The organism is Azonexus hydrophilus, from assembly GCF_001956855.1.
GTDB classification, from domain to species: domain Bacteria; phylum Pseudomonadota; class Gammaproteobacteria; order Burkholderiales; family Rhodocyclaceae; genus Azonexus; species Azonexus hydrophilus_A.
Genome location: NZ_MTHD01000005.1, coordinates 295911 through 313390 on the forward strand (window position 1 = coordinate 295911; position 17480 = coordinate 313390).

Here is a 17480-nt window from a genome sequence, read left to right on the forward strand (position 1 = left end):
GATCAATTGCAGCGGTTGCCGTTCATCCGCGTGAAGCCCGCGCCGTCGCCGCTGCTGCCGGGACGGATGCAGATGGTGATGCCAAGCGACCTGGCGGCGCGATCGATATCGGGCGGGAAAGGTGAAAACGGCAGCGAGCGTTCGATGATGGCCTTGATGTAGGCGATTTCGCCTGCCTGATCGCCGGCATTGAGGACGACGAAGCTTTTCAGCGAACCGTCCGGATGCAGCCGGAACTGGACCGCAGCCGGCCGGATGCCGGGGTCGCGTTGATTGCGCTCGACGAAGGCGGCACTACGGTTCAAGCGGCGGACCATGCCGTCAAGATAGGTCTCCAGGCTGAAGGCATTGACCGGTGGTGCATTCGGGCGCAGCTCAAGTAGGGCCTCCTCGGCTTCCTCGCGCGCGGCCATCTGCCGTCCCTGTTCGCGTGCCATCGCCAGTGAACGCTGAGCCAAGCTTGGTTTTGGCGCCTTCTCCAGTTCGTTGAGAAAGCTGTCCATCTCGGATTTTTCTGCCGTCGTCCAGGTTGGCGTGGACGATTTTTTTGCGCTCAATATCCGGGTGCGGGTCTTTGCCTTGTCGGGTTTTACGCTTGTCTGCCGCGGTGCCTCAGTGGCTGGCGCTGGTGTTTCTGCTACGGCAGGGCGTGCTTGCAGGCGGGCTTCCATGCGCGACGGGACGGCGTGCATGATGGCAGGTTCCTGGCTCGGCAGCAGCAAGAGCAGCAAGTGCACCAGGCACGATGCTGCCAAGGCCCGGTAAAAGGCGGTGTCTCCGTGCAGGGGGCGTGAGCTTGGCATCGGCAGCATTCTAATGCGTCAGCACCGACACGCCCGACCCACGCCGGGCAGATTTTTCCTACACCCGATAGCGGGCGACGATCTGGTGCATTTCCTGGGCGAGCTTGACCAGCTCTTCGGAAGTGTTCGAGGTCGATTGCGCGGCGGCGCTGTTTTCCTCGGTCATCTGGGCGATCTTCTCGACCTGCTGGGCGATGTCGGTGCTGGCGACACCCTGTTCACGAATCGCGCTGGTGATGTCACTGACCATGCCGACGGTGTCGGCCGAGCCGCTGCCGATTTCCTGCATTGCATCGCTGGCCTGGCGGGCGAAGGCGACGCCGGCACCGACGGCGCCTTCGACGCTCTGGATGCTTTGTACCGCGGCCTGCGAGCCTGCCACCATCTGCTGGATGGTGCTGGCAATTTCCTGGGTCGAGTGCCCGGTCCGTTCGGCAAGCTTGCGTACCTCGTCGGCAACGACCGCGAAACCACGACCCTGTTCGCCGGCCCGGGCTGCCTCGATGGCGGCGTTGAGTGCCAGCAGGTTTGTCTGGTCGGCGATTTCCTTGATGACCGAGACGATGCTGCTGATCTTCTCGCTCTGCTTTTCCAGGTCGGTCAACTGGGTTGAGGCGCTTTGTACGGTAGTGGCGATGCTGTTGATCGACAGCACGGTCTCGCTGATGATCCCTTCACCCTTGCCGGCTACCGTGCCGGCATTGGTTGCCAGGCGGCGCGTGTCTTCGGCACGGTCGGCAACATGATTGACGCTGACGGTCATTTCCTCGACGGCTGCCGCCATGCTGGAAGCCGACTCGCTCTGGTACTGGGAGGCGACCGACATCTGCCGGGCGGCTGTCGAGACGCGCTGGGCGGCGCTGTTCACCGATTCGGCGTGGTGCGTGATCTGGCGGAAACTGGTCTGCAGTCGTTCGAGCAGACCATTGAAAGCGTGGGCGACCTTGGCAATCTCGTCATTGCCGTCGCTGCTCAGGCGGGTGGTGAAATCAAGATCCTTCTCGACATGGGAAAAGATATCGACCATCCGGCCCAGGCCGCCGGCGACGTGGCGATAGATCAGGAAGCCGATGATTGCGACGAACAGGCTGAGCAGGATGATTGCCGTGACGACCAGGCGGATTGCCGTCTGGTGGATATCGTAGGCTTCCCTGGCTGATTCTTCGGCATGCACCTTGACATACTTGGCGTGCTCGACCAGGGCGTTCGACAGACCGTTGACCGTGTCGGCGGCGCTGCGGGAAATGGCGGTGGCTTCCTCACGGTTGCCGGCGAGCGCGGCTGTGGCATATTTTTTCGAGAATTCGCCATAGGCAGCAGCGGTTTTCCTGTCGTGCGCCAGCAGTTCGCGATCCTTGTCGTCGGCTGCCAGTTTCTCATAGTCGGCCAAGGCAGCATTCATTTCGGCGATGCGCTCGTTGAATCGCTGGATCAGTGTTTCGCGCCGGGCCGGGTCACTCTCGATGAGCACGTTGATCAGGAAGGGGCGGGCCAGCAGGAAGGCGGTTTGCGCTTCTCCGAGCTTGAGAATGCCAGGTATCGTGATTTCGTTGGTTTCCTTGACGCCCTGGTTGATCGACGACATCTGGTACAGGCTGAAGCCCCCCAGACCAATGAGTCCTGCGATCGCCAGTGCGATCAGCAGAACAATACGGATTGCGATGCTCATGAAATCTCCGGAAAAACAGAATGTAGTAGGGGAATGATTGCTTGGCAGAACGATGATGAGCTGCCTATTGCTTTGGAATAATTTGCCCAAAAAAATAACATAAAAATAATAATTTTGCATTTATTGTTAAATGTTTCATTGTTACATTTCGTTGCATTTGCAGCGGGTCAAAACTTGCGTATTTGTCTGTGCAGATTTCTGGCAATTGCCGGCAACGGAATTTGCATCCGGTGTCAGACGGGTCCCCGGGTAGCTGCTCAGGTATAATTTCGCCCTCTCCGCCTAACCAGACCACACTCCCAATGGCCGACATTCTTTGCCTCAAGGGCGACGCCGCCTTTTCCGCCTTCCGTCTGCAACGCCTGCAAGCCCGCCTGGTGGCGGCCGTGTCGGACATCGAACGGGTTGGTGCCGATTACTGGCACGTTTCTGCCCTGAAACGGCCGTTGACCGCAGAAGAGCGCGCCAAGCTGGCGACGCTGCTGGAAGAGAAGGCTGCCGGTTCTGATGCCGGCGAACTGTTCCTCGTCGCGCCGCGCATCGGCACCATTTCGCCGTGGTCGTCGAAGGCCACCGACATTGCCTGGAACTGCGATCTGGATGCCATCGAACGCATCGAGCGCGTTGTCGCCTTCCATGTGGTTTTGCAGAAAAACCGCGTGTTGACCGCAGCAGAGAGAAAAACCGTCGCCGGCCTGCTGCACGACCGCATGACCGAGTCTGTGTTGCCCGGCTTCGACGCCGCCGGCGAACTGTTCCGCCATTTCGAGCCGAAGCCGCTCAATACCGTCGACGTGCTGGCCGGCGGCAAGGCAGCGCTGGTCGAGGCCAACGGCTCGCTCGGCCTGGCGCTGTCCGACGACGAAATCGACTACCTGCTCGATGTCTTCACCAAGGCCGGCCGCAACCCGACCGACGTCGAACTGATGATGTTCGCCCAGGCCAATTCCGAACATTGCCGCCACAAGATTTTCAATGCCTCATGGGTGATCGACGGGCAGAAGAAGGACAAGACCCTGTTCGGCATGATCCGCGAAACCCATGCCGCCGCGCCGCATGGCACGATCATGGCCTACGCCGACAACGCCTCGATCATCGAAGGCGCGACCATCCAGCGTTTCTACCCGGACGCCGACCGTGGCTATTCCTACAAGGAAGAGCTGACCCACATCCTGACCAAGGTCGAGACGCACAACCATCCGACCGCGATTTCGCCCTTCCCGGGCGCGTCGACCGGTAGCGGTGGTGAAATCCGCGACGAAGGCGCCACCGGCAAGGGTTCCAAGCCGAAGGCCGGCCTCTGTGGTTTCTCGGTCTCCAACCTGAATCTGCCGGACGCCCCGCAGCCCTGGGAACACGCCTACGGCCGTCCGTCGCGCATCGCCTCGGCGCTGGACATCATGCTCGAAGGCCCGATCGGCGCTGCCGCCTTCAACAACGAATTCGGCCGCCCGAACCTGACCGGCTACTTCCGTACCTACGAGCAGGACGTCGCCGGTACCGTGCGCGGCTACCACAAGCCGATCATGATCGCCGGCGGTCTGGGTTCCATCCAGGCCGAACAGTCGTTCAAGGAAGAAACCTTCCCGGTCGGCACCAAGTTCATCCAGCTCGGTGGCCCCGGCATGCTGATCGGTCTGGGTGGCGGTGCCGCCTCGTCGATGACGGCCGGCTCGAATGCCGAAGATCTCGACTTCGCGTCCGTGCAGCGCGGCAACCCGGAAATCCAGCGCCGCGCCCAAGAGGTGATCGACCGTTGCTGGCAGATGGGCAAGAACAATCCCATCCTGTCGGTGCATGACGTCGGCGCCGGCGGCGTTTCCAACGCCCTGCCGGAACTGGCCCACTCGGGCGGCGTCGGCGCCATTTTCGATCTGCGCAAGGTGCCGACCGAAGAGCCGGGCATGTCGCCGGCCGAAATCTGGTCCAACGAATCGCAGGAACGCTACGTGCTGGCCATCCCGCCGAACCGCATCGCCGAATTCCAGGCGATGTGCGAGCGCGAGCGCTGCCCGTTTGCCGTGGTCGGCGAAGCGACCGGCGACGGCCATTTGACCGTCACCGACGCGCATTTCGGCGTCAATCCGGTCGACATGGAAATGGAAGCCCTTTTGGGCAAGCCGCCGCGCATGACGCGTGACGTCAAACACGAGCCGGAAACCTTCGTGTCGTTTGACGCCACCGCCATCGAACTCAAGGACGCAGCCTATCGCCTGATGCGTCTGCCGACTATCGCCGACAAGACCTTCCTGATCTCGATCGGCGACCGTTCGGTCGGCGGCATGACCGCTCGCGACCAGATGGTCGGCCCGTGGCAGGTGCCGGTGGCTGACGTCGCCGTGACCACCATGGGTTACCAGGGTTACCTCGGCGAAGCCTTCGCCATGGGCGAACGCACCCCGCTCGCCGTCTTCGATGCGCCGGCTTCCGGCCGCATGGCGATCGGCGAAGCGCTGACCAACCTGGCCGCTGCCGATGTCGGCGCTCTGGCCAAGGTCAAGCTGTCGGCCAACTGGATGGCGCCGTGCGGCGTGCCGGGAGAGGATGCCCGCCTGTTCGATACCGTCGAAGCTGTTTCTGACCTGTGCAAGGCAATCGGCGTGTCGATCCCGGTCGGCAAGGATTCGCTGTCGATGCGCACCGCCTGGGAAGATGGCGGCGTCAAGAAGCAGGTCGTGTCGCCGCTGTCGCTGGTCGTCACCTCATTTGCTGCGGTCGACGACGTGCGCAAGACGAAAACGCCGCAACTGGCCGTCGATCAGGGCGAAACCGAGCTGCTGCTGCTCGACCTCGGCAAGAATCGCCTCGGCGGCTCCTGTCTGGCCCAGGTCTACAACGCCACCGGCAGCGATGCGCCGGACGTTGACGATCCGGCCAAGCTCAAGGGCCTGTTCGATGCCGTGCAGAAGCTCAATCGCGACGGCCTGCTGCTTGCCTACCACGACCGTTCCGACGGCGGCCTGTTCGTCGCCGCCTGCGAAATGGCCTTCGCCAGCCGCCGTGGTGTGTCGCTCGATCTCGACGGCATCTGCTACGACGCCGGCGCTGGCGATGTCGATGGTTCGGAAAAGCGTCCCGACCTGCTGGCCGGCCGCGATTTCGAAAACATCGTGCGCGCCCTGTTCAACGAAGAACTCGGCGCCCTGATCCAGATCCGCCGTGCCGACCGCGAAAAGGTCACGCCGATTCTGCGCGCCTGCGGTGTGCCGTACCACTTCGTCGGCACGATGAACGAGTGGGACGAAATCCGCGTTACCCGCAACGCCAAGCGCGTGCTGCGCGAAAAGCGTGTCGACCTGCAGCGTGCCTGGTCCGAGACCAGCTACCAGATGCAGGCCATGCGCGACAACCCGAGCTGCGCGCAGCAGGAATTCGACCGCATCCTCGACGTCACCGATCCCGGCCTGACGCCGAAGCTGAGCTTCGATCCGCAGGAAGATTTCACCAAGGTCTATCAGGACATCAGCGGCCGGCCGCGCGTCGCCATCCTGCGCGAGCAGGGCGTCAACAGCCACTACGAAATGGCCGCCGCCTTCGACAAGGCCGGCTTTGCTGCGGTCGACGTGCATATGAGCGACATTCTCGCCGGCCGCGTTACGCTCAAGGACTTCAAGGGGCTCGTCGCCTGTGGCGGCTTCTCCTACGGTGACGTGCTCGGCGCCGGCCTCGGCTGGGCGCGGACCATCCTGATGCATGACGGCTGCCGCGACGAGTTCGCCGCCTTCTTCAACCGCAAGGACACCTTTGCTCTCGGCGTCTGCAACGGTTGCCAGATGATGAGCGCGCTCAAGTCCATCATCCCCGGTGCCGAACACTGGCCGGCTTTCCGTCGCAACAAGGTCGAGCAGTTCGAAGCGCGTTTCGTGATGACCGAAATTCTCGATTCGCCGTCGATCTTCTTCGCTGGCATGGAAGGCTCGCAAGTGCCGATCGTCGTCTCGCACGGCGAGGGTCGTGCCGTGTTCGACAACGCCGACGATTACAGCAAGGTGCTGTCGGCCGTGCGCTACGTCGACAACAAGGGCGAACCGACCGAGCTCTATCCGTACAACCCGAACGGTTCGCCGAACGGTCTGACCGCGGTGACCACGGCTGACGGCCGTTTCACGATCATGATGCCGCACCCGGAACGTGTCTTCCGCAGCGTCCAGATGTCCTGGTATCCGGAAAGCTGGGGCGAAGATAGCCCGTGGATGCGGATGTTCCGCAACGCCCGTCGTTGGGTCGGTTGATCCCGGTTTTTCGTCAAACTCTGTTTGACCAAAGCCGCGCTTCTGCTACAATGCGCGGCTTCCGGAGAGGTGGATGAGTGGTTTAAGTCACACGCCTGGAAAGCGTGCGTGGGTTAATAGCCCACCGCGGGTTCGAATCCCGCCCTCTCCGCCAGAGCCTTCCAACTCTGGAAATATCCGGAAGGATATTTGAAAAAGCACCAAAGCCCGCAAATGCGGGCTTTTTGCTTTTTGGCTGCTGGATGCTTCATCGGCGCAGGGGCAGGTGCGCGGTCGCTTCTTCCGCGTAGGCCAGCACGCTTGCGCGATGTCGTTCCAGGTATTGTCCGATCAGGCTGCGCATGCGTTGGTCTTCGATCCAGTGGCAGGAGCGGACGATGGTTGGTTCGAAGCCGCGCGCCACCTTGTGTTCACCGCCGGCGCCCGGTTCGAAGGTGGTGAGACCGTGCTTCAGGCAGTAATCGATGCCTTGATAGAAGCACAATTCAAAATGCAGGCTGTGGTGCTTGCCATTCGTGCCCCAGTAGCGCCCGTACAGCGTGTCGTCGCTGCGAAAGCAGATGGAGACCGCCACCGGCTCGCCATCGGCGTAGGCAATGAAAACGACCATGCGGCGTTCGAGCCGGCTGCCGAGTTCGGCAAAGCAGGCGGCTGAAAAGGCCGCGTAGTTCCGGTACTTGACGAATGTCATTGCATAAAGCGCATACAGGGCGGGCCATTCCGCCGGTGCAATCTCGTTGCCATGCCGGATTTCGATGCTGATCCCGCTTTCGGCAACCCGGCGTCGTTCGGCCTTGATCTTGCGTCGCTTCTCCGACGGAAAGCGTGCCAGGTAAGCGGCAAAGTCTTCGTAGCCCCGGTCGTGCCAGTGAAACTGCACGTCGTGGCTGACGAGCAGGCCTTGCGAGCGCAGGTGTTCGACTTCGTCCGGCGCGGGGAGGGCTACATGCCACGACGAGAGCTGGTTTTCTGCAACGTGGGCCTTGACGGTTTCGATGAGCGCCTGACGGATGTCCTGGCTTGTCGTCCCGTCACCGGTCAGGAAGCGGTTGCCGCCGGCCGGGGTATGGGGCAGGCCGCTGAGCAGCTTGGGGTAATAGGGTTTGCCGAGCTGCTCGTAAGCGCCGGCCCACGACCAGTCGCGGACGAAGTCGCCATGCGAGTTGCTCTTCAGGTAAGTCGGCAACAGGCCAAGTGCTGTGTCGTCGCCATCCTTGAGTAGCCAATGGCTGGCCTGCCAGCCATTGCCGGGGCCAGCCACGGCGTGGCGTTCAATGGTTTCGAGGAAGTCGGCCGAGAGGAAGGGATGCCCTGCCGGTGCCAGCCTTTCCCAGGCATCGCTGTCGATCATGCCGGCAGAGGGTGTCAGTGCGATTGAAACAGTTGTCATGAAAAGTACGCTCGGCGGCTGAGGCTGGTCTGACTGCGGCAGGCTTGATCCGTTCAACCGGAGTTGATTTAATGCCGGGGCAGCCTAAGATGAGCTTGCCAGACCTTCATTTTTCCGCCGATGAACATATCCGGATTCAGTCCCGTCAGCAGCAACTATGCATCGACCGCCAACCGGTCGACCGGGAATGCTGCGTCTGCAGGGGCTTCGGGGCGTCGGGCGGAAGAGGGGCAAAACGGGCAATTGAGCCGGGAAGAAGCTGCCGAAGTTGCCGAGCTGAAAAAGATCGACAGCAAGGTCCGCCAGCACGAGATGGCGCACATGGCTGCCGGTGGCGGCCTGGTGACTTCAGGAGCGAGCTATACCTATCAGAAAGGGCCGGACGGTGTTAATTACGCTGTCGGTGGCGAAGTCGGTATCGATACCTCCTCCGGGCGAACGCCGGAGGAGACCATTGCCCGGGCGCAACGCATCCGCGCCGCCGCGCTTGCGCCAGCCGATCCATCCGGTCAGGATCGTGCCGTGGCGGCCAAGGCGACACAGATGGAGCAGGAAGCGCGGGGCGAACTGGCGCAGCAGGCCATGCGCGGTGCAACCGGCGCCGACGGCGACGAACCCCGCCAGGGGAAACTGGCTGGCTATCTCGCTGCAGACAAGCCGGCTGCCGGCAGTTCGGTCAACATCTACGCCTGATCAGACCATTCCAGCTTGTCATCCAGAAAGCAAAAAAACATGATTGATGCGATTGCCCGCGAACTGACGTCAGCCGAGCGGGTGCTGTTCATTACCGGAGCGGGGATTTCCGCCGATTCCGGGCTGCCGACCTACCGTGGCACCGGAGGGCTGTACAACGGGCGCCATACCGATGATGGCATGTCGATCGAGCAGGCCTTGTCCGGGCCGGTGTTTCGCAGTCATCCGGAAATCACCTGGAAATACCTGGCGCAGATCGAGGAGACCTGCCGTGGCGCGCTGCCCAATGCCGCGCATCTGGCCATCGCCGAACTGGAGCAGCGCCTGCCTTACGTGCTGACGCTGACGCAGAACGTGGACGGTCTGCACCGGCAGGCCGGCAGTGTCGAACTGATCGAGATCCATGGCGGTCTGCACGAACTGTATTGTCCGCGTTGCGGTTTCTCCGAACATGCGCCGACCCTGGCCGGGCGGCCCCTGCCGCCGCCGTGCCCGGCCTGCGGGGCGATCCTGCGGCCGGATGTCGTGCTGTTCGACGAACACCTGCCTGAAGAAGCCATCGAGCGACTGGACGAAGCGCTCGACGCAGGCTTCGACCTGGTGATCACCATCGGCACGTCGGCGACCTTTCCGTACATCGTCCAGCCGGTGGTCATGGCGCTGCAGGCCGGGGTGCCGACGGTGGAGATCAACCCGGTGCGCACGCAGTTGAGCGAGCACGTCGACTTTCATCTGCCAATGGGCGCCGCGGCAGCCATGTCGGCCATTCTTGCCCGCCTGTGAGCGGACGTAAAAAAAGCGCCGGGGTCGGCGCTTTTCTGGCGGAGCGGCGGGAAATCAGCCGCGTATCGATTCCGGCAGCTTGTCTTCGATCAGCTTCAGCAGCGGGGCGAAAACCTTCGGCGTGCCGGCGATGATGTTGCCGGTTTCCAGGTAGTTGGCTTCGCCGCGCAGGTCGCTGACCAGGCCGCCGGCTTCCGAGATCAGCAGCGCGCCGGCCGCCATGTCCCACGGCGCCAGGCCGAATTCCCAGAAGCCGTCGTAACGGCCGCAGGCAACGTAGGCGAGATCGAGCGAGGCAGCGCCGGGGCGACGCTGGCCGGCGGTCTTTTCGGCGAGTTCCTTGAAGATCGACAGGTAAAGGTCGATCTTGTCGAATTCGCGATAGGGGAAGCCGGTGCCGAGCAGTGAATCCTGCAGCTTGATCCGCTTCGAAACGCGGATGCGGCGTTCGTTGAGGAAGGCGCCGCCGCCCTTGGAGGCGGTGAACAGTTCGTTGCGGTTCGGATCGTAGACGACTGCCTGTTCGATGGTGTTGCCCTTGGCCAGGGCGATCGACACGGCGTATTGCGGCATGCCGTGGATGAAGTTGGTGGTGCCGTCGAGCGGATCGATGATCCACTGGTATTCCGCGTCAGCATTGCCCCGGGCCGGCGTCGTGCCGGACTCCTCTGCTAGAATGCCGTAATTCGGATATGCCTCCAGCAGGGTTTCGATGATCGCGGCTTCGGCGGCCTTGTCGACCTCGGTGACGAAATCGTTCGGCTGCTTCGTGGTGACCTTGAGCATGTCGAGGTCGTTGGAAGCGCGGTTGATGATCTGGCCGGCGCGACGCGCGGCCTTGACGGCGATATTGATGGCTGGATGCATGGCTTATGAAAGAGCGATCGGGCGGCCATGGTCGTCGACCACGTTCCAGTCCGATTCATTTTTGGAAAGAGCGAATTTTACACCATGAAACCGGAAGTCCTGCTGTCCCGCATCAGCGTTGTCCTTTGTCGTCCGAGTCACCCTGGAAACATCGGTGCCGCGGCTCGGGCGATGAAGACCATGGGGCTTTCGGATCTGCGCCTGGTGACGCCAAAACAGTTTCCCGACCCCGAAGCCGACACCCGGGCCACTGGTGCGGTCGACCTGCTCGCCAACGCAAAAATCACCACCACGCTGGCCGACGCGCTGGCCGGCAGTGTCTTCGCCGTGGCCGTCTCGGCCCGTCAGCGCGACCTCGGGCCGGCGGTCGGCACGCCGCGCGAGACGATGGCGCGCTTGCTCGCTGCCGCGACGCAAGGCACGGTGGCGCTGGTCTTCGGCAACGAGACGGTCGGTCTGTCCAACGAGGAAGTGCTGCAATGCCAGGCGGCAGTGACGATCCCGACCAATCCCGATTTCAGCTCGCTGAATCTTGGCGCCGCGGTCCAGGTGCTGAGCTACGAATGCCGCATGGCGGCATTTGCCGGCGCGGCGCCGCTGCGTGAGCAATTGACCACGCCCTTTACCGCGCCACCGGCGACGCATGACGAGATCGAGGGCCTGTATGGCCACCTGGAAGCGGTGATGACCGAAACCGGCTTTTTCAACCCGGCCCAGCCCGGCCGCTTGTTGCCCAAGTTGCGCCGGCTGTTCGGCCGGGCGGAGCTGGAGCGGGACGAGGTCAACATCCTGCGCGGCATCCTGGCGTCGACGCAGCAGCGCACCGGGCACGGGCGCAAGGGTTAGCCGGGGATTTTCGCCAGGAAACGGTCGAGCTGATTGGCGAAGGCCTGCCGGTCGGCCTGACCGAAGGCTGCCGGACCGCCTGTTTCGACGCCGGCGGCGCGCAGGCCTTCCATGAAATCGCGCATGTTCAGGCGTTCGCGGATGGTGGCCGTGGTGTATAGCTCGCCGCGCGGATTCAGCGCATGCGCGCCGCGTTCGATGACCAGCGCGGCCAGCGGGATGTCGGCGGTGACGACGAGATCGCCGGCACTCAGTTGCTCGACGATGTGCGCATCGGCGACGTCGAAGCCGCTGGGTACCTGGATGGCGCGGATGAATTTCGACGGCGGCGTGCGCAGCATCTGGTTGGCGACCAGCGTGGTCTGGATCTGCTTGCGCTCGGCGGCGCGAAAGATGATTTCCTTGATGACGCCTGGGCAGGCGTCGGCATCGACCCAGATCTGCATGTCAGTCGTGGAAGGCCAGCCAGGCGGCCAGTCCGAAGAAGACGATCATCAGGTAGCCGGCGATGCCGCCGATCAGCATCTGCTTGTCGCCTTTACGGCCGAGCGGCAGCATTTCGGTGACCTGGACGCGTCGACCGTAGCGCGCTTCGCCGGCCTGGCCGATGCGGATCGAGACCAGCGAAGCGGCGATGCCGAGGGTGATCAGCAGTGGTACCGGGGTGTAGGCCCAGGCGATCCACAACATCGGCAGAAAGATGGCAAGGGCGCTGATGCCGCGCATCAGCGTGATGGCGCGTTTTTCGTTCATGCTTGTGCGGTCTCCGTTGTGGGGGCAGCGTGGTCGAGAATGGTGGCGGCCAGACGGGCGATTTCGGCTTCATCAAGCGTGCTGGCGCTGAAGGCAGTTGGCGTCGCGCTGTAATCGCGTTGCCGGGCGCGGGCGTAGAGTGGATCGTAATGATGTTGTAGCAGCGATCCGGTCAGCCCGGCGAAATCGTGCTGGTCGATCTGTTCGTGCCAGGCATTGACCCGTTCATGGCCGAGCAGCGGCCGTAGTGCATCCAGGTGCTTTTTCAGGTTGAGTGCATCCTGGGTGAAATAGTCGTAGTCGCGCAGCAGGAAATCGACGCGCTGGGGAATGTCGGCGCAGATCTCGCAGATCGGGCTGCTTTGCATGGCGGTGAACAGCTCGGCCGGCAGGCGCAGGTTGCCGATCTTGCGCGATTCGGCTTCGACGAAGACCGGCCGGGCCGGGTCGAAATTGCGCAGGGTCTGCCAGATTGCCGTTTCGAACCATTTTTGTGAGGGTTGTGGCTGACCGGGCAGGCGACCGAGCACCGAGCCCTTGTGGCAGGCGATCTCTTCCAGGTCAAGCACCTGTCCGCCCTGTTCGGCAATGGCCTGCAGCACGCGGGTCTTGGCCGAACCGGTCGGACCGCCGAGCACCTGATAACGATATTGTCCGGGCAGGGTTTCCAGTTCTGCCAGTACATGGGTGCGGAAGGTCTTGTAGCCACCGTCGAGCTGGCAGGCATCCCAGCCGATGGAGCGGAATACCGTGGTCATTGCGCCGGAGCGCATGCCGCCGCGCCAGCAGACGATCAGCGGTCGCCAGCCCTTGTCGCGATCAAGGAAATGCTCGCGCAGATGGCCGGCGATATTGGCCGAGATGTAGGCGGCGCCGAGTTTCTTGGCGACGAAGGGCGACACCTGCTTGTACAGCGTGCCGACTTCGGCGCGCTGGGCATCGTCGAGCACCGGGCAGGAAATCGCGCCGGGGATGTGGTCGTCGGCGAATTCGGCCGGCGAGCGGACGTCGATGATGGTGTCGAAGTCGCCCAGTTCGTCCAGCGTGGCAACGCCCTTGCGGCGCCGCGTCGAATCGGCAGCGCCCATGCCTCAGCCGGCCTTCCGGCCCATTGCCTCGCCCATGCGGATGGTGCGGGCGGGTGCCCAGTCGGGATTGAAGCTCAGGGTGTTCTTCGGGAACAGCATGACGACGGTCGAGCCGAGCAGGAAGCGGCCCATTTCCTCGCCTTTTTTCAGCTTGACGACGGTTTCGCCGTCGTAGCGCCATTCACGGACGACGCCCGGGCGCGGCGGATTGACCGTGCCGTGCCAGACGGTGGCCATGCTGCCGACGATGGTGGCGCCGACCAGCACCAGCACGAAGGGGCCGCTGGCGGTGTCGAAGACGCAGACCACGCGCTCGTTGCGCGCGAACAGTCCGGGTACGCCGCGGGCGGTGGTCGGATTGACCGAGAACAACTCGCCGGGAACGTGGATCATCCGCGTCAGCTGGCCGTCACAAGGCATGTGGATGCGATGGTAGTCGCGCGGGCTGAGGTAGAGGGTGGCGAAACTGCCGTTCTCGAACTGCGCGCCGAGGTCGCGGTCGCCGCCGACCAGCGCGGTGGTCGAATAACTGTGGCCCTTGGCCTGGAACACCTGGTCGCGCTCGATGGCGCCGAACTGGCTGATCGCGCCGTCGACCGGGCACAGGAAATCGGCGGCGGCGGGCAGGCGGGCGTCGTCCTTCAGCGGCCGGGTGAAGAATTCGTTGAAGCTCTTGTAGCTGGCGATGTCCGGATTTGCCGCTTCAGCCATGTTGACCCCGTAGCGGCCGACAAACCAGCGGATCACCGCGGTGGTCAGCGCGCCGGCTTCGGCGGCAGCCAGCCGGCCGGCGAGGCGGGTCAGCGCCTGTTTCGGCAGCAGGTATTGGGGCAGGACGGCAAGGCGGTCGGACACAGGCGAATTTCCAGTACGAAAACCGGCGATTATACGGGGTCGACCGTAGTAACCGGCGATGCGGTGAATCTCGGGCAATTGACTAATGCCAGCGATGCGGGATACTGGCTGCTGCGTGCAGTGGTGTCACATGCAGGGGGAGACGACAATGAAAACGGCAAAATACATGCACCGGGGACATTCGGATGCAGCCGAGGCGAGGGCCGCGGTGGCGGAGCTTTACGAACAGGTGGCACAGCCGGAGTTGGCGCTGGTCCTGTTTTTCTGTTCATCGAATTACGATCTCGATGCGCTGGCCGATGAAATGAACCGCCGCTTTGCCGGGGTGCCGGTGATTGGCTGTACGTCTGCCGGTGAAATCGGACCGGCCGGCTATCTGAATCATTCGCTGGTCGGGGTCAGCTTCTCGGCGCAGGCATTTACTGCCGAAACCGGCCGTATCGATGCCCTGAACAGTTTTGAAATTGCCACTGGCCGAGCTTTTGCCGAGGGCGTCCTGGAACGTCTTGAAGCACGCCAGCAGGGCGGTAGCGCTTTCGGGCTGTTGTTGATCGACGGCTTGTCCTTGCGCGAGGAGCCGGTGACCCACGCCTTGCAGGACGGGTTGGGGGCGGTGCCGATGTTCGGTGGCTCGGCCGGCGACGATCTGAAATTCCAGAGCACCTGGATATTTCACGAAGGTCGCTTCCATACCGACAGTGCGGTGCTGTTGCTGCTGTCCACGCCGCTGCCCTTCCGCATCCTGCGCAGCCAGCATTTCGTTGCCGACGGCGAGCGCCTGGTCGTCACCGAGGTCGATGCGGCGCGGCGTATCGTGCGGGAAATCAATGGCCGGTCAGCGGTTCAGGAGTATGCGCGGCTGGTTGGTGTGGCACCCGGGCAGCTGACGCCGGAGCATTTCGCCAGCTGGCCGGTGGTCGTGATGATCGACGGCAGCGATTTCGTCCGCTCGATCCAGCACGCCAATCCGGACGGCAGCCTGACTTTCTTTTGTGCGATCGACGAAGGTGTTGTCTTGCGCGTGGCGCATGGCGTCGATCTGCTGGCCAGGATGGAAGCGGAGTTTGTCGAGGCGGAGCGAGAACTCGGCGGCATCGAGGGCATGCTGGTCTGCGACTGCATCCTGCGCAACCTGGAAATTTCCCGCAACGGCAAGAAAGCGGCAGTAGGTGAGCTGTTCCAGCGCTTTCATGCGCTCGGCTTCAGCACCTACGGCGAGCAGCTCGGCGGCGTACATATCAATCAGACCCTCACCGGCATCGCCATCGGCAGCACGGGGGCGGATCTTGGCTGAGCTGACGGTGTCCGGCAACGAGGCCGAACTGCAGGCGGAAATCGTCCGCCTGAACAAGATCGTTACTGCGCTGATGAATCATGCCGAACGCGAGGCCGGTACCCGGCAGGGTAATTTCGGCCTGTTCCAGAATGCGGTGATGCTGGAAAACCAGGTGCGTCGCCGTACCGCCGAGCTGGAAGCCGCCCTGCGCGAGAATGAGCGCATCAATCGCGACCTGACGCGGGAGCGCGAGGAGCAGCGTGCGCTGATCAGGCAGCTGGAAGAGGCGCACAACCAGTTGCTGCAATCCGAGAAGCTGGCTTCCATCGGCCAGTTGGCGGCAGGCGTGGCGCACGAAGTGAATAATCCGATCGGCTTCGTGAATTCCAATCTGTGCACACTGAAAAAATACGTCGCCGACCTGCTAGAACTGAACGCTGCGTATGAGCGCCTGGAACCGGAACTGTCAGCGATCGCCGGCGAGCAGATCAAGGCGCTCAAGGCCAGGATTGATCTGCCCTTCGTGCGCGAAGACATGCCGGCGTTGATCGCCGAGTCGATCGACGGCACGTCGCGTGTCCGGCGCATCGTTCAGGATTTGCGGGATTTTTCCCGGGCCGGGGATTCGGAATGGCATACCGTCGATGTGCATGCCGGTCTGGAAAGTACGCTCAACGTGGTCTGGAACGAAATCAAGTACAAGGCCGAGGTCGAACGCGATTACGGCGACTTGCCGGAGATCGACTGTCTGCCGTCGCAACTGAACCAGGTATTCCTGAACCTGCTGGTCAACGCCGCGCAGGCGATTGAGCAACGCGGCACCATCACGCTGCGGACGCGCCGTGACGGTGATCATGTCGCGATCAGCGTGTGCGATACCGGGAGCGGCATTCCGCCCGAACTCCTGGACCGGATCTTCGATCCCTTCTTCACCACCAAGCCGGTGGGCAAGGGAACAGGGCTGGGTTTGTCGGTGACCTACGGCATCGTCGAAAAACACGGCGGTCGCATCGAGGTCGATAGCGTGCCGGGGCAGGGCTCTACGTTTACGATTCGTCTGCCGGTTCGGCGGGTGGTGTAGACGCGTCGGCTGCCGGCTCGGCGGTACCGAAAGCCGGCGCCGACGACCAGCGTTCGCGCCGCCATTTTTCGCGTTCGCCGTTGGCGCAGAAGGTCCAGGCGATCAGCCGGCTTTGCTTCTGGCCCTGCGCCATCGGGATGATGCGCGATTCGACGACCTTGGCTTTCTTCAGCGCCGCTTCGATGTGCGGCAGGTTGTCGCCCTGTGACAGCAGGCTGGTGAACCACAGCACGCGCTTCGGGATGTTGCAGCTCTGCTCGATCATCAGTTTGACGAAGGCGCGTTCGCCGCCGTTGCACCACAGCTCGGTGCCGCCACCGCCGAAATTGAGGCGCGGCTGGGCGCTGCCTTTTTTTGCGCCCGGCTTGCCGAGGTTGTTCCATTTGCGCTGGCTGACGGCCAACACTTCGTCCGGCGAATTGTGGAAGGGCGGGTTGCAGATCGACAGGTCGAAGCTTTCGCCGGTGCGCAGCAGGCCGGTGAAGATGTTTTCCCAGACGGTCTGGTGGCGGAGTTCGATGTCTGCGGTCAACTCCGGATTCTTCGTCAAAATGCCCTGGGCGTTGGCCAGCGCGGCTTCGTCGATATCAACGCCGAGGAAGGACCAGCCGTATTCGGCATGGCCGATCAGCGGGTAGACGAGATTGGCGCCAGTGCCGATATCGAGCACGCGCACGCCGGGGCCGGCCGGGATGTTCTTCTTGTTGCAGGTGGCCAGCAGGTCGGCGACGCTGTGCAGGTAATCAGCGCGGCCGGGAATCGGCGGGCACAGGTAGCCTTCGGGAATGTCCCAGCCCTTGACGCCGTAGTGATGCATCAGGATCGCCCGGTTCAGCATCTTGACCGCCGTCGGGTTGGCGAAATCGATGCTGGCCTTGCCGGCCGGCGTGGTCCTGATGTGCTTCGCCAGCGCGGCCGAGGTGGCGGTCAGTGCGGCCAGATCGTAGCCGTTGGCGTTCTTGTTGCGCGGGTGCATGGCTGTCCTTCCTTCTGCGGGGACGGGATTGTCCCACGAAAGCCTGTCGCAAGCACGACAATGCCGGTTTGCGCCAATCGATTGATTTTTAATGATTTGGCGCGGTCGACCGCAAGGCACGAAACTGGCTAGTCCTTTCCCTGTTCAGTCAACAGGGAGGCAGCCCAT

The 17480-nt window shown here is 62.9% G+C and carries 15 protein-coding genes and 1 tRNA gene; 7 read left to right on the forward strand and 9 right to left on the reverse strand.

The genetic code is table 11. The features are described 5' to 3' along the window. Nucleotides 1-2: 2 nt before the first annotated feature. Nucleotides 3-692, reverse strand: coding sequence for a hypothetical protein (locus tag BJN45_RS14895; RefSeq protein ID WP_240494590.1), 690 nt, complete (start codon nt 690-692; stop codon nt 3-5). A gap of 169 nt (nt 693-861) precedes the next feature. Further along, nucleotides 862-2472, reverse strand: a complete 1611-nt coding sequence (locus BJN45_RS14900; protein ID WP_076096610.1) for a methyl-accepting chemotaxis protein — start codon at nt 2470-2472, stop codon at nt 862-864. A gap of 302 nt (nt 2473-2774) precedes the next feature. Between BJN45_RS14900 and purL the strand changes: the two genes are divergently transcribed. Then, a complete protein-coding gene (gene purL, locus BJN45_RS14905) occupies nt 2775-6704 on the forward strand; it encodes a phosphoribosylformylglycinamidine synthase (RefSeq protein ID WP_076096612.1) in 3930 nt (1309 codons plus the stop codon). 63 nt (nt 6705-6767) lie between these two features. Further along, nucleotides 6768-6858, forward strand: a tRNA-Ser gene (locus tag BJN45_RS14910). Between the two features lie 93 nt (nt 6859-6951). Here BJN45_RS14910 and BJN45_RS14915 read toward each other — a convergent pair. Beyond that, the gene (locus tag BJN45_RS14915) at nt 6952-8094 is read right to left on the reverse strand and encodes a GNAT family N-acetyltransferase (protein ID WP_076096614.1); all 1143 of its coding nucleotides are present in this window, start codon (nt 8092-8094) and stop codon (nt 6952-6954) included. A 243-nt stretch (nt 8095-8337) separates the two neighbouring features. Here BJN45_RS14915 and BJN45_RS14920 point away from each other — a divergent pair, with 243 nt between their 5' ends. Continuing rightward, nucleotides 8338-8787 carry a putative metalloprotease CJM1_0395 family protein gene (locus BJN45_RS14920; RefSeq protein ID WP_346417543.1) on the forward strand — a complete coding sequence of 150 codons (450 nt, stop codon included), beginning with the start codon at nt 8338-8340 and terminating at the stop codon, nt 8785-8787. Nucleotides 8788-8826: 39 nt separating this feature from the next. Beyond that, nucleotides 8827-9570, forward strand: coding sequence for an NAD-dependent deacylase (locus BJN45_RS14925; RefSeq protein WP_076096618.1), 744 nt, complete (start codon nt 8827-8829; stop codon nt 9568-9570). Between the two features lie 54 nt (nt 9571-9624). On the opposite strand, the gene BJN45_RS14930 is transcribed toward BJN45_RS14925, so the two are convergent. Then, nucleotides 9625-10437: an inositol monophosphatase family protein gene (locus BJN45_RS14930; RefSeq protein WP_076096619.1), complete on the reverse strand. Its 813-nt coding sequence runs from the start codon at nt 10435-10437 to the stop codon at nt 9625-9627. An 84-nt stretch (nt 10438-10521) separates the two neighbouring features. Between BJN45_RS14930 and BJN45_RS14935 the strand changes: the two genes are divergently transcribed. Continuing rightward, a complete protein-coding gene (locus tag BJN45_RS14935; protein ID WP_076096782.1) occupies nt 10522-11283 on the forward strand; it encodes an RNA methyltransferase in 762 nt (253 codons plus the stop codon). Here BJN45_RS14935 and BJN45_RS14940 read toward each other — a convergent pair. Genes BJN45_RS14940 through asd form a run of 4 tightly spaced genes read right to left on the reverse strand, consistent with a single transcriptional unit; the run spans nt 11280 to nt 13979 of the window. Further along, nucleotides 11280-11729: a YaiI/YqxD family protein gene (locus BJN45_RS14940; protein WP_076096621.1), complete on the reverse strand. Its 450-nt coding sequence runs from the start codon at nt 11727-11729 to the stop codon at nt 11280-11282. The two genes, BJN45_RS14935 and BJN45_RS14940, sit on opposite strands and share 4 nt — an antisense overlap. A gap of 1 nt (nt 11730) precedes the next feature. After that, entirely contained in the window at nt 11731-12036 is a 306-nt protein-coding gene (locus BJN45_RS14945; RefSeq protein WP_076096623.1) for a hypothetical protein, read from the reverse strand. After that, a complete protein-coding gene (gene mnmH, locus BJN45_RS14950) occupies nt 12033-13124 on the reverse strand; it encodes a tRNA 2-selenouridine(34) synthase MnmH (RefSeq protein ID WP_076096625.1) in 1092 nt (363 codons plus the stop codon). The genes BJN45_RS14945 and mnmH overlap by 4 nt, the downstream gene beginning before the upstream one ends. 3 nt (nt 13125-13127) lie before the next feature. Next, on the reverse strand, nt 13128-13979 hold the full coding sequence (gene asd, locus BJN45_RS14955; RefSeq protein ID WP_076096627.1) for an archaetidylserine decarboxylase: 852 nt from the start codon (nt 13977-13979) through the stop codon (nt 13128-13130). A gap of 148 nt (nt 13980-14127) precedes the next feature. On the opposite strand from asd, the gene BJN45_RS14960 reads away from it, so the two are divergent. Continuing rightward, nucleotides 14128-15273 (forward strand): FIST N-terminal domain-containing protein, encoded by a 1146-nt coding sequence (locus tag BJN45_RS14960; protein ID WP_088179090.1) that lies wholly within the window; start codon nt 14128-14130, stop codon nt 15271-15273. Next, a complete protein-coding gene (locus BJN45_RS14965) occupies nt 15266-16336 on the forward strand; it encodes an ATP-binding protein (protein ID WP_076096630.1) in 1071 nt (356 codons plus the stop codon). Before BJN45_RS14960 ends, BJN45_RS14965 begins: the two co-directional genes overlap by 8 nt. Here the strand turns inward: BJN45_RS14965 and rlmF are convergent. Then, nucleotides 16302-17312, reverse strand: coding sequence for a 23S rRNA (adenine(1618)-N(6))-methyltransferase RlmF (rlmF, locus tag BJN45_RS14970; RefSeq protein WP_076096632.1), 1011 nt, complete (start codon nt 17310-17312; stop codon nt 16302-16304). The genes BJN45_RS14965 and rlmF overlap by 35 nt on opposite strands. Between the last annotated feature and the right edge of the window lie 168 nt (nt 17313-17480).